Source organism: Enterococcus sp. PF1-24 (genome assembly GCF_029893325.1).
GTDB lineage: Bacteria > Bacillota > Bacilli > Lactobacillales > Enterococcaceae > HY326.
Window position 1 is genome coordinate 37,898 of sequence record NZ_JARXWL010000024.1, and the last position, 11,701, is coordinate 49,598.

14 protein-coding genes are annotated in these 11,701 nt (G+C 33.5%); 9 read left to right on the forward strand and 5 right to left on the reverse strand.

The window, feature by feature from the left end; genetic code table 11:
* Positions 1-31 precede the first annotated feature (31 nt).
* Positions 32-844, reverse strand: coding sequence for a pyrroline-5-carboxylate reductase (proC, locus tag M2139_RS10760; protein ID WP_280738829.1), 813 nt, complete (start codon positions 842-844; stop codon positions 32-34).
* Positions 845-1,019: 175 nt separating this feature from the next.
* Here proC and M2139_RS10765 point away from each other — a divergent pair, with 175 nt between their 5' ends.
* Genes M2139_RS10765 through M2139_RS10775 form a run of 3 tightly spaced genes read left to right on the forward strand, consistent with a single transcriptional unit; the run spans position 1,020 to position 2,790 of the window.
* A complete protein-coding gene (locus M2139_RS10765) occupies positions 1,020-1,235 on the forward strand; it encodes a hypothetical protein (RefSeq protein WP_280738827.1) in 216 nt (71 codons plus the stop codon).
* Positions 1,236-1,260: 25 nt separating this feature from the next.
* Positions 1,261-1,650 carry a hypothetical protein gene (locus tag M2139_RS10770; protein ID WP_280738826.1) on the forward strand — a complete coding sequence of 130 codons (390 nt, stop codon included), beginning with the start codon at positions 1,261-1,263 and terminating at the stop codon, positions 1,648-1,650.
* 27 nt (positions 1,651-1,677) lie between these two features.
* Positions 1,678-2,790 (forward strand): SPFH domain-containing protein, encoded by a 1,113-nt coding sequence (locus tag M2139_RS10775; RefSeq protein ID WP_280738825.1) that lies wholly within the window; start codon positions 1,678-1,680, stop codon positions 2,788-2,790.
* 69 nt (positions 2,791-2,859) lie between these two features.
* On the opposite strand, the gene M2139_RS10780 is transcribed toward M2139_RS10775, so the two are convergent.
* From M2139_RS10780 to trpS, 4 genes are all read right to left on the reverse strand, one after another.
* Positions 2,860-4,233, reverse strand: coding sequence for an MATE family efflux transporter (locus tag M2139_RS10780; RefSeq protein WP_280738824.1), 1,374 nt, complete (start codon positions 4,231-4,233; stop codon positions 2,860-2,862).
* The gene (locus M2139_RS10785; protein WP_280738823.1) at positions 4,230-4,679 is read right to left on the reverse strand and encodes a MarR family transcriptional regulator; all 450 of its coding nucleotides are present in this window, start codon (positions 4,677-4,679) and stop codon (positions 4,230-4,232) included. Before M2139_RS10785 ends, M2139_RS10780 begins: the two co-directional genes overlap by 4 nt.
* 237 nt (positions 4,680-4,916) lie before the next feature.
* The gene (locus M2139_RS10790; RefSeq protein ID WP_280738822.1) at positions 4,917-5,501 is read right to left on the reverse strand and encodes a hypothetical protein; all 585 of its coding nucleotides are present in this window, start codon (positions 5,499-5,501) and stop codon (positions 4,917-4,919) included.
* Between the two features lie 112 nt (positions 5,502-5,613).
* Positions 5,614-6,621, reverse strand: a complete 1,008-nt coding sequence (gene trpS, locus M2139_RS10795) for a tryptophan--tRNA ligase (protein WP_280738821.1) — start codon at positions 6,619-6,621, stop codon at positions 5,614-5,616.
* Between the two features lie 356 nt (positions 6,622-6,977).
* Between trpS and M2139_RS10800 the strand changes: the two genes are divergently transcribed.
* The 6 genes from M2139_RS10800 (at position 6,978) to M2139_RS10825 (ending at position 11,235) form a co-directional block, all read left to right on the forward strand.
* A complete protein-coding gene (locus tag M2139_RS10800) occupies positions 6,978-7,715 on the forward strand; it encodes an amino acid ABC transporter ATP-binding protein (protein ID WP_280738820.1) in 738 nt (245 codons plus the stop codon).
* Positions 7,716-7,731: 16 nt separating this feature from the next.
* Positions 7,732-8,544: a transporter substrate-binding domain-containing protein gene (locus M2139_RS10805; protein WP_280738819.1), complete on the forward strand. Its 813-nt coding sequence runs from the start codon at positions 7,732-7,734 to the stop codon at positions 8,542-8,544.
* A gap of 61 nt (positions 8,545-8,605) precedes the next feature.
* On the forward strand, positions 8,606-9,256 hold the full coding sequence (locus tag M2139_RS10810) for an amino acid ABC transporter permease (RefSeq protein ID WP_280738818.1): 651 nt from the start codon (positions 8,606-8,608) through the stop codon (positions 9,254-9,256).
* Positions 9,257-9,271: 15 nt separating this feature from the next.
* The gene (locus M2139_RS10815) at positions 9,272-9,928 is read left to right on the forward strand and encodes an amino acid ABC transporter permease (RefSeq protein WP_280738817.1); all 657 of its coding nucleotides are present in this window, start codon (positions 9,272-9,274) and stop codon (positions 9,926-9,928) included.
* Positions 9,929-10,130: 202 nt separating this feature from the next.
* Positions 10,131-10,577, forward strand: a complete 447-nt coding sequence (locus tag M2139_RS10820) for a flavodoxin (protein WP_280738816.1) — start codon at positions 10,131-10,133, stop codon at positions 10,575-10,577.
* 385 nt (positions 10,578-10,962) lie between these two features.
* Entirely contained in the window at positions 10,963-11,235 is a 273-nt protein-coding gene (locus M2139_RS10825; protein ID WP_280738815.1) for a hypothetical protein, read from the forward strand.
* Positions 11,236-11,701 lie beyond the last annotated feature (466 nt).

The window sequence follows — 11,701 nt, forward strand, 5'->3', positions numbered from 1 at the left end:
TTTAATTACTTCCCAGCTTTTTTAATCCACTTTATAGCATTTTTTTCATTTCTTCATCGCGGACAATAGTAGCGTCTACGCCTTTAACTACGGTTGCAATAAAGGCTTCTTCTTCTAAAGCTAATAAACCAGCTACCGTCGTTCCGCCAGGGGAGGAAACTTTGTCGATTAAGCTCCATGGATTTTCTTTTGAGGATTGAAGCATTTCTGCACTGCCTAAAACAGCTTGCGTTGCATAAGCTAATGCATTTTCTTTCGTTAATCCATGTTTGACACCAGCGCGAGCTAAGCTATCAATAAAAAGATAAGTATAGGCAGGTGAGCTGCCAGCTAAAGCAGTAAAGGCAGAAAAATCTTTTTCGGCAACTTCCCAAGCCTTGCCGACAGTGTTGAATAAATCAATAATGAAGGTAAGCTGTTCTTTGGTTACCGCTAAATTACCAGTTACCGCCGCCGCTCCCGCACCAACCATCGCATTGACATTAGGCATCACTCGCAAGATAGGTGTTTCTTCAGTGCCGATAAACTCTGCTAAGCGATTTAAAGTAATTCCGGCAGCGATGGAAACGACGACAACTTTTTTTGTTGTTATGGTTTCTTTAATTTCTGATAACACTGTTTCAATCATATTTGGTTTCACTGATAAAATTAGAAAATCAACAGCTTCAGCCACTTCTTTAGTAGAAGCACAAGTTTGACTAGCGATTGTTGCAGATAGTTCAGCTAATTTTTCAGAATGAATATCGTATAAATATAATTGTGAACCTTTTATAAATTCTTTAGCAACAATTGCTTGAATAATTGCAGTTGCCATATTTCCTGTTCCAATAAAACCAAGTTTCATGATTAGCACTTCCTCGTAAAATGGTGTATTGCTTCTAAAAGCTATTATAGCGGAAAGTGTGCATGAAACCAAATGAAAGATATAGTTTTGTTTTTTAAAAGCTTTTGCAATGAAGCGCTATATGATAAAATCTTATTTAAGAAGAGAGACAAATTTTTGAGTATAGGAGAAAAAGATGTCAGAATATAAGTTACAACAAAATGAAGCTTTGATTATGAAAAATGAAAGAATTGCTCAAGGTAAGTCATCAACACTTAATGATGAGCTTTTATTAACAAATTTAAATTTGATTTGGATTAGTAAAGGTCTTTTTGGTAAAGTTAAAACTATTCAGCGCTATCCTATTAATCAAATTAAGGTATTTGAAGACCAACCACAAATTTTTTTTTAGAAGAAAAAATGGTTCCATTAATAAATTGGAAATATATTTTATTGATGGAACTTCAGAAGAATTTAGATTTCAAAGTAAAAAAGAGGCAGAACAATATTTATATAATATTTCAGAATTAGTGAATAGATCTTCAGATTTTGACGTGGCTGAAATTAGCCAAATGGCAATTATGGCTGACCAGTTTGCGGGGACTTTAGAGGAGACTGTTGATCGTTTTAAAGAGACTTTTTCTGTTTTAGCTGAAAAAAGTATCTTTACACCAAACGGAACAGTTACATCAGCTCCAAAAAGAAAAAGGAGAGGTGCTCAAGAGGAAAAGGTTGCTAAAAAATGCACATCTTGTGGTGCTCCTATTTCGGGAAATAGTGGTAAAATTGTTCATTGTAAATATTGTGATTCTCAGCAACAACTATAAATTAATGTAAAGCGAGGAGAGTTATTAGTGGCTATTATTAAGAGTATTACTGATGCAATTAGCGGAACGCTGGCAGATCAATGGAAAGAGGTAATAACTGCTGCTCCTTTTGATGAACAATCTGCTGTTGTTCCCGGAGTTATTCAGCAAGCGAACAATGGTAGAGGCAATAATTTTTATTATTCTGATGGTGTAATTTCTAATGGATCAAAAATATTTGTTCCTGAAAATACAGCTGCTTTTATTTTTAGTCGGTCCGGAATTGAAGAAATTATCACAACTCCAGGTGGTTATGAATATCAAAATGGAGAAGCAAGTATTTTTAATGGTGATGGTCTTGGTGCTATTGTTGGTCAAGCCATAGATAGAGTTGGCTATGGAGGACAATCATCTAAACAGAAACAAATTGCTTTTGTAAATTTACGAGAAATTAGAGATTTACGCTTTGGGACGAAAGGACCTATGATATATAATGATTTGTTTTATGGTACCGATCTTGAAATTGTTGCATTTGGAACTTTTTCTGTGAAAGTAACTGATCCAGTGAAATTTATTGAAAATTATGTTCCAGCAAATGTTAACTACTATTCTTTTAATGACCCTAAAACTAGATCTCAAATTCTTTCAGAGTTTTTGCAATCATTTACGTTTGCCTTAAATTCTTTATCAACTGACTATAGAATTTCACAATTACCTTCGCAAGTAAATAATATTGCGTATCAAATATTAAATGACAGCATGAATGCTGGTACTTGGAATGAACGTTTTGGTTTTGAAATAATTCAAGTAGGAATTGAAAGTATTGATTTTTCTCCTGAATCTCGAGAAATAGTTAAACAATTTACTACCACAAAAATGAATTTGAAAGCTTATGATGAAGTAAGTCAAAAAACTTCAAATGTTATGGCACAACAAAATATTTCTCAAGGGATTAAGGAGCGTGGTTTAGGAGATTCAGGTGGTATGCTTTTTGGGATGAATATGGTGCAAAATTTAGGGCTGCAGGGGGAACAGAAACAGCAGTCATTGTCTTTTGATGAACAAATAGAAGCTCTTAAAAAATTGAAAGATTTATTAGATTCAGGAATCTTGACACAAGAAGAGTTTGACAGTAAAAAGAAAGAAATTATGGGACTTTAAATAGAAAAACTGTACAGCAAATTATGCTGTACAGTTTTTTTATTATCTCAATCTCATAAGCTTTTCTTATTAAACTTCAACAACTGAAGTTTCTTCATTTTTTGTAGTTAATTGTTTTAGACTAATAAAATAAAAAGTTCCTGTTAATAAAGCCGCCATACCGTCGGCAAATGGTGCAGCGTGAAGCAAACCTTCTAAGCCCCAAATGTTTGAAAAAATTAAAATTGCTGGAATTAGAAAAATCATTTGTCGCGTTAATGTTAAAAAGATTGCTGAACGAGTACGGCCGGTTGCTTGAAAATAGCTAGAAGCAACGATTTGAAAGCCGATAACTGGTAATAATAGAAACCAAGTTTTTAAAGCGAAAGTGCCGAATTTTAATAATTCTGGTTCACGATTAAACAAACCAACTAAAACTTTTGGGAATAAACGCGTAACAATCCAACCGATAATTACAATAATCGTGGCTGCTGTGATTGCTAATTTTTGTGCCTCTTTCACACGGCTAAATTTTTTTGCGCCAAAGTTAAAGCTGACGATAGGTTGTGTTCCTTGAACTAAACCAGTAATTGGCATAAGTAAAATCGTTTGAATACTGTTAACAATTCCCATACCAGAAACTGCAATATCGCCGCCATAAGCATGTAAGTTAACATTTAAAACAATATTTAATAAGCTGTTGCCTAATTGCATTAAAAAGTTTGGTAAACCCAGTGCGGTAATTTCAAAAAAGATTGATTTTTCAATTTTCATATTTTTGAATTGCAAGCGATGATGGGCTTTTTTACCAAAAAAGTAAATTAGAATCCAAACCATTGAAATAAATTGTGAAAGAATCGTTGCTAAAGCCGCGCCGGACATACCCATGTTGAAAACATAAATAAAAATGGGATCTAAAATAATATTAACGCCCGCTCCCATAAACATGGTAACCATCGCCAACTGTGGCTGACCATCAGCTCGCATAAAATTATTTAACCCCGAGCTAACAATTTGAAAAACTGCACCAAAGAAAATAATTCGCATATATTCAATGGCAAAAGGTAAGACAACTTCACTAGCACCAAACATTTTTAAAACAGGTGTTAAAAATAGTTGGCCTAAAATCATCAGCACTAAGCCGCTGATAACTAATAAAGAAAAGGCATTACCTAAAGCTTTTTCAGCTTCTTGTGGTCGTTTTTCACCTAAGCGAATAGAAAATAAAGTTGCGCCGCCAACGCCAAAAAGCAAACCAACTGCTAATAAGATAATCATAATTGGAAAACCAATAGTAATGCCGGCTAAGCCGTTACCACCTAAACCTTCAGCATTACCGATATAAATTCGGTCAACAATATTATAAAGAGCATTAACTAACATACCAATAATTGCAGGAATTGAAAATTTGATTAATAATTTTGAAATTTTTTCTGTACCTAAGGGATTTTCTATTTCTGTCATTTAATTTTTTTCTCCTTTAAATCTAAATTTTCAAGTTTTTCAACTAATGTTTGTAAAGTATCAAGGATTTCATCTTGTTGATGAAGTGTAAAATCAGCAAGTAGGGTAGCGTTCCAATGATCCAATTCCTCTATCAAGCTGTCACGAATATCAATACTTTTTTTGGTTAAAGAAATTTTATTACAACGATGATCATGAACATCTTTTTCTTTACTAACATAGGCTTTTTTCATTAAAGATTGAATACTGCGAGCCATAGAAGCCTTATCAATCTGTAAATAAGTGGCAATTTCTTCCTGAGTTACACCGTTGTTGTTGTAAAGGTACATAAGAATAGGTTGTTCAGTTGAGGAAATGTCATAAGGTTTTAAAATTTCATTTAGGTAGACTTGATTTTTGCGATAGAGGATGGAAATCAATCTACCAAGGTTATTTTTGGCTTTCATAAACTACTCCTTTTGATTAGTTGACTCATCAACTATCTTACGAGAGGTTAGTTGATTTGTCAACTAATTAAAAAAGAAATTGAAAGCAAGGGAAATAACTTACATCTACATGTCAAGAAATTACTATTATAATAGTAGGAAAGACGGAAATTTTAGAATTATTTTTGGGGAAGAGTGGTGAAAAAGATACCCAAAGAGTTCAGCGACTTTAACTCTTGGATATCTTAATATTACTTATTATATTTTTTTAAGCAGTTGTTGATAATAATTTTTGCGAATTTTTGACAATATATTCTGATAATTTTCTAAGTGAAATTGCCAGTTTAATGAGGGAAGCCATTGAATATTTTTATCATCGTTAAAATAAGGATAATAGTAGTTTAATAATCGACGCCTACGTTCCTCTGGCCAGTTAGCAGAAATAAGTTCCTGCCATCTTGCTTCAGTTGCATAACTGAAGGCATATTCAGCACTATAATTTTCATAATCTGGAGCTTGCCAAGTATTAAAATCGCGATAACCTGTAGTAGCACATATTTCATCAGAAAAATTTTTCCAAGAAATAAAACCAACTTTCTCCCAAATTACTTTTGTTTCAGTAAAAATAATTTTTAAAAGGAGTATTGTACAACTAAAATCAAAATCATCAGGACATAGAAGTAAAGGAATATTCTCACTTTTTTCTGTTAATAGTAGTTTTTGCAAAAAGCGGTCATCGTTTGCTTCGTCTAATGGTGAATCCCAAGAAAAAGCTAATGATAAAATTTCTTTTTCATGAGTAAAGTGAACCAAATAATTTTTTAATGTATGCTGATTAATCAATAGTTCTGCTGTTTTTTGATTGTAATCAAGATAGTCGATTATTTACATCTCCTTGCTTTTCAATTAATCAAAAGAAAAAGAGTTCAGTTTCCTAAACTCTTTGTAGATCTTTTTAGAAATAAGCGATACCCATCGCTTTTTTAACATCATCTAAAGTAGCAGCTGCGACTTTTTCCGCTTTTTGACTACCAGCTTTTAAGATGTTCATAATTTCGCCTTTATCTTTAGCGAATTCTTCACGACGTTGGCGGATAGGCACCAACTCTGCTTCTAAAACTTCTATTAAATAGCGTTTGATTTTGACATCTCCAAGACCACCATGACGGTATTGATCTTTCAACTCTTGAATTTTTTCTTTATCTGTACCAAAAACATCTAAATAAGTAAAGACCATATTGCCTTCTACTTGACCTGGATCTTCCACGTGAATGTGATTTGGATCAGTATACATACTCATAACTTTTTTCTGAACTACATCAGCTGAATCTGCAAGGTAAATACCATTACCTAAGGATTTACTCATTTTGCCGTTGCCGTCAATTCCTGGTAGACGACCCATATTTTTAGGAGGTAAAACCGCTTTTGGTGAAACTAACACTTCGCTGTAAGTTTGGTTAAAGCTATGAACAATTTCTTGAGTTTGTTCAAGCATTGGTTTTTGATCTTCACCAACTGGGACTAAATTAGCTTTAAAAGCTGTAATATCAGCAGCTTGAGAAACGGGATAAATAAAGAAACCAGTCGGTACGCTATCCCCAAAGTTTTTTTGTTGGATTTCTGCTTTAACAGTCGGGTTGCGTTTTACTCGTCCTACACTAACTAAGTTTAAAAAGTACATTGTTAATTCAGAAAGCTGGGGAATTTGTGATTGAATAAACAGTGTGGTTCTTTCTGGATCTAAACCAACAGCTAAATAATCTAAAGCGACTTCCGAAATATTTTCAGCAACTTTCGCTGGATTTTTAGCGTTGTCGGTTAACGCCTGCATGTCAGCAATCATGATGTTCAATTGATTATTTGAATCCTCTTGCATTGCTACCCGTGTTTTTAAAGAGCCCACGTAATGACCTAAATGTAGGCGACCAGTCGGACGATCACCAGTTAAAATAATATTTTTCACCCTGTACACCTCATATATAAACATAAAATTTTTTGAAAAAGTTTGCCAGTACAAAAATATCCTTGAAAAGCTATTTTACGAGAAACATAGCTATTGAAAGCAAAAATATTTTTTACGCTAGACAAGCTTTACAGTCTACTTTCATCTTACCTTTTTTTTTAGGGATAAACAACTATTTGTATAGAAAAGCTAGCTCTGAAAAAAATAATTTTCAAATTATTAGAAAATAGCTAAAAAAAGTTTTTATAATTTAAAACTTTACAATTTCTTTCTAATCTGTTTATAATGTTAATTAATAGTTCGAAAATTAGAATTGTTCTTATTTTTGAAAAATAGATTATAGGAGTGTGGGAAGTATGGCAATGATCGAATTTAAGAATGTGGAAAAATACTATGGGAAATTCCATGCGTTAAAAGATATTAACTTATCTTTTGAAAAAGGTGAAGTTGTTGTTGTAATTGGTCCTTCTGGTTCTGGTAAGAGTACCATGCTGCGCTGTATCAATGGTTTAGAGCAGATAACTTCTGGAGAATTACTATTTCACGACAAAAAGGTCAACAGCAAAGAGATCAAATTGACAGAAGTTCGTAAAAACATCGGCATGGTTTTTCAGCATTTTAACTTGTATCCACATAAAACGGTAATGGAAAATATTACCTTAGCTCCGATTAAAGTGTTAAAACAAGATGAAGCGACAGCAATCAAGAATGCCGAGAAGTTTTTGAAGAAAGTTGATATGTATGACAAAAAGGATTCATATCCTTCTATGCTTTCTGGGGGACAACGCCAAAGAATTGCGATTGCTCGTGGTTTAGCGATGAATCCTGAATTATTACTGTTTGACGAACCAACTTCAGCTTTGGATCCAGAAACGATTGGTGATGTTTTGAAAGTTATGAAAGACCTTGCCAAAGAAGGCATGTCAATGATTGTGGTTACGCATGAAATGGGCTTTGCTAAAGAAGTGGCCGACCGGGTAATCTTTATGGCGGAAGGGCAAGTTTTAGAAGAAAGCCGCGATGTGGATGCTTTCTTTGCACAACCAAAAGATGAACGTGCGCAACAATTTATTAGTAAAGTAATTAATCATTAAGAAAGGGTGTCTGTTGATGAAAAAAATAAGTAAAATATTTTTTAGCTTTGTAGCTACCCTGACGCTGTTGACTTTAGCTAGCTGTAAAGGACAATCCGTTGCAGAATTGGATGTTTTAGAGCAAGCCAAAGAAAACAATGAGATTTTTTGGGGCGTGAAATATGATACGCGGCTTTTCGGAATGATGAATATTGCTACGGGAGAAACAGAAGGTTTTGATATTGATATTGCGAAGGCGATTACCGAAGAAATTTTAGGAGAAGATGGCCAAGCGACCTTTGTAGAAGTTACTTCTAAAACGCGGATTCCTTTGTTAAAAAATGGTAATATTGATAGCATTATTGCAACTATGACCATTACCGAAGAACGCCAGAAGCAAGTTAATTTTTCAGATGTTTACTTTAATGCTGGGCAATCATTATTAGTGAAAAATGATTGCGAAATTACTAGAGTAGAAGATTTAACAGCTGAACATACGGTTTTAGCGGTAAAAGGTTCGACACCAGCTGAAAATATTAAAATAGCTGCTCCTGATGCTAAAGTTTTAGAGTTAGAAAATTATGCAGAGTGTTTTACGGCTTTACAGTCAGGTCAGGGCGATACCATGACGACCGACAATGCCATTTTGTTAGGGATGTCTTCTGAAAATCCTGATTATGGTTTAGTTGGCGGGACGTTTACCGAAGAACCTTACGGAATTGCCATTAATAAAGGGCAAGACAACTTCACTAAAGCAGTGAATGATGCTCTGGCTGCTATGCACGAAAATGGCAAGTATCAAGAAATTTATCATAAATGGTTTCCCGATAATGATGATGGCATGGCCTAGCAATTTTTTATTGAGCTATTTTTGTTAGTCGTGTTTTTCAAAAATGAAATGGAGGGTCAATATGGTTGAATTATTTCAAAATTATTCATCAGTCTTTTTAGATGGATTTAAATATACACTGATGGCAAGTTTAATCGCCTTGTTTTTCAGTTTAATCATCGGGACGTTAATGGCAATTCTGCAATTGTCCCACAACAAATTGATTAAATTTTTAGCGAAGGCTTATGTGGAGTTTTTCCGCAATATTCCTTTGATTATTATTGTGATGTTTTTCTACGTGGTTATCCCAATGTTTTTAGGCGTTACTTTTGATGGCTTTCAAGCTGGCGTAATCGGCTTAACGATTTACACTTCTGCCTTTATTGCTGAAACAGTGCGTTCAGGGATTCAAACGGTACCGGTGGGGCAAATGGAAGCTGGATTATCGCAAGGTTTTACATATACGGAAACGATGACTTATATTATTTTACCGCAAGCTTTTAAAATTGTGGTGCCACCTTTAGGAAGCCAATTTATCAATTTAGTGAAAAATTCTTCCATTTTAGCAATGGTGGCGGGCTTAGATATTATGTACCAAGGGGATATTATTGCAAGTGAAACTTTTAACACCTTTGATACCTATATTATTGTCGGACTGTTTTATTTATGTATTACTTTACCCGTTTCTTATGGCATGACTTATTTAGAGAAGCGTTGGAATAAAAAAGGATAGAAGGGGGAAACCGAAATGGATTTTATTGAAGCTTTTTCTTGGGTAAACATCAAGTTTTTATTAGAAGGTTTAAAAGTAACTGTTGAAGTTTCTCTGTTTTCAATTGTTTTTAGTTTCATTATCGGAGGAATTATGGGAAGCTTACGCTTTGCTGAGATTCCTTATTTTTCAAAAATATTAGGCGTAGTAATTGATGTAATTCGTAATTTACCTTTATTGCTAATTATTTTCTTCACCTATTTTGCTTTACCACAAGTAGGGATTAAATTTGATATTTTCTGGTCAGCAGTAGTCGCCTTAACTGTTTTTGAATCTGCGATGCTATCAGAGATTTTCCGAGCGGGGTTAAATGCGGTGCCTAAAGGGCAAATGGAGGCAGGTTTATCCACTGGTCTAAGTTATCTGGAAACGATGATTATCATTATTTTTCCGCAGGCTTTTAAATCAATGATTCCAGCGATTTTAAGCCAATTAATTTCCTTGATTAAAGATACCTCTTTAGCAGTTATTATTTCGCTACCAGAGCTAACTCACAATGCTAAAATTGTTTACGGTCAAAATACTAATTATGTTATTCCGATGTTTTTGATGATGACAATTATGTATTTTGCTGTCTGTTATACGTTATCTGTTTTCTCTAAAATTTTAGAAAAACGCAATTACAATTATTAATTACTATAAAAGTAGCCAAAAATTAGCTATGGCTGATATTTTGGCTACTTTTTTCGTTTCTATTGGAAAAAAATACTTTAAAAAAAAGATGGTTATGATATAGTATAGGGGAACAAAAAAACTTTTTTCGGCTAAAATCGTAACTCAATGAAAGGGTTTACGGTTGCAACAATATATTTCATTTGAAAGAGGGAAAAGACTTATGACATTAGCAAAAATTGTTTATGCAAGTGCAACAGGTAACACAGAAGGAATTTCAGAAATTTTAGAAGATACGTTTAAAGATTTAGATATCGAAGTAGAACGCGTGGAAGCTGATGATGCTGATGCAGATTTCTTCGAAGATGCTGATATTTGCGTTTTAGCTACTTATACAGATGGCGACGGCGAACGTCCTTTTGATTTAGAAGATTTCTACGAAGAATTACCAGAACAAGATTTAGCTGGCAAAGTTTACGGTGTTGTAGGTAGTGGTGATAGCGAATTATATCCAGACTACTTCTGCCAAGCGGCAATTGATTTCGCTGAAGCTTTCGCTAAAACTGGTGCCAAAGCTGGTGCTGAAACAGTTAAAATCGAAAATGAAGCAGACGACGAAGATGAAGAAGTTTTGAAAAAATTCGTAGCCGCTTTAGTTGCAGCAGTTTAATCATGTAGATAGAAATAGGATATTTTCATTTAATGGCTAGTTAAGCTATTAAATAAAATATCCTATTTTTTTGCTTAGAATGTAAGATATTGAACAAATACTTATCAGTGAATTTTGTTATTAAAGTAAATTTCTAAAAAAATTTAAAAATATTTTTTCTGTTATAGAACAGAAATGCAAGGAATCTGTTATTTTAAAATAATCTTAGTTAAATAAATGACTGGTATATGTTTATTCTGTTCTATAAAATATAAAATTATGAAAATTAGTTTTGTATTTTAATAGCCAACTATAGAAAACGGATTCAAGGTTGAGAATTTTCTGTAAATTTAGTATAATGATTATGTTATCTATTGTGAATATTTTAACTTGGAAGGTGATTATTATGACAGAAAAATACATGAATTATGTTGGTGAAGTACTTACGGATGTAGATTACCATGCAGCAGGCGACCCAACAGACTTTCTAGAAGTTTTAAGTGAAGGTTTGCCATTTCGTTTGTATTGCCGGATGAAAGAAAATGACTGGGAAGAAGTAACGGCAGAAGAACGAGAAAACTTAATTAATAAATATAAAGATCAAAAATCTAGCTATTCAAGAAGCGACCATCGCTACTATGTAATGGACTTTTATCTTGCCAGCTTAGGCGTAAGATAGTTTTTTGGTTTGAATAATAATGATTAAGAGGAATCTGCGAGGCAGGTTCCTCTTATAGTTTATTTGATTATTTAAATAACTAGATAGGTTAGCTATTATTGCAATAGAAATCCGATGAATAATTATGGTACAAAATTATCTTCTAATATAGGATAAGCTTGCTTATAGTCATATTTTATGGAGTCAATTATGTTTGTTGTTTCCTCATAAGAGTATTCAGCTATATTGTATTCACATAGTTTGTCAAAAAGTTTATCATTAGGATAATGATCTATATCATAGACAGGCACATAAATATTTACAGTTTGAGAATCAGTAGAAACTAAGCTAGTATTTTCTTTGAAAAAATCAATTCTATAGGTCATAGATAGTGGATTTGAGTCAATATCTTGGACACATTTTAGTAGAGACGGCTATGCCAATTTCTTTTTTGACAGGTCTTCAAACTCCTGTGGAGTTAGATAGC

What these genes read in the sequence shown, in the direction of transcription:
- proC (WP_280738829.1), bottom strand. Translation starts at nt 844, where the DNA reads ATGAAACTTGGTTTTATTGGAACAGGAAATATGGCAACTGCAATTATT.
- M2139_RS10765 (WP_280738827.1), top strand. Translation starts at nt 1,020, where the DNA reads ATGTCAGAATATAAGTTACAACAAAATGAAGCTTTGATTATGAAAAAT.
- M2139_RS10780 (WP_280738824.1), bottom strand. Translation starts at nt 4,233, where the DNA reads ATGACAGAAATAGAAAATCCCTTAGGTACAGAAAAAATTTCAAAATTA.
- M2139_RS10785 (WP_280738823.1), bottom strand. Translation starts at nt 4,679, where the DNA reads ATGAAAGCCAAAAATAACCTTGGTAGATTGATTTCCATCCTCTATCGC.
- M2139_RS10800 (WP_280738820.1), top strand. Translation starts at nt 6,978, where the DNA reads ATGGCAATGATCGAATTTAAGAATGTGGAAAAATACTATGGGAAATTC.
- M2139_RS10805 (WP_280738819.1), top strand. Translation starts at nt 7,732, where the DNA reads ATGAAAAAAATAAGTAAAATATTTTTTAGCTTTGTAGCTACCCTGACG.
- M2139_RS10810 (WP_280738818.1), top strand. Translation starts at nt 8,606, where the DNA reads ATGGTTGAATTATTTCAAAATTATTCATCAGTCTTTTTAGATGGATTT.
- M2139_RS10815 (WP_280738817.1), top strand. Translation starts at nt 9,272, where the DNA reads ATGGATTTTATTGAAGCTTTTTCTTGGGTAAACATCAAGTTTTTATTA.
- M2139_RS10820 (WP_280738816.1), top strand. Translation starts at nt 10,131, where the DNA reads ATGACATTAGCAAAAATTGTTTATGCAAGTGCAACAGGTAACACAGAA.
- M2139_RS10825 (WP_280738815.1), top strand. Translation starts at nt 10,963, where the DNA reads ATGACAGAAAAATACATGAATTATGTTGGTGAAGTACTTACGGATGTA.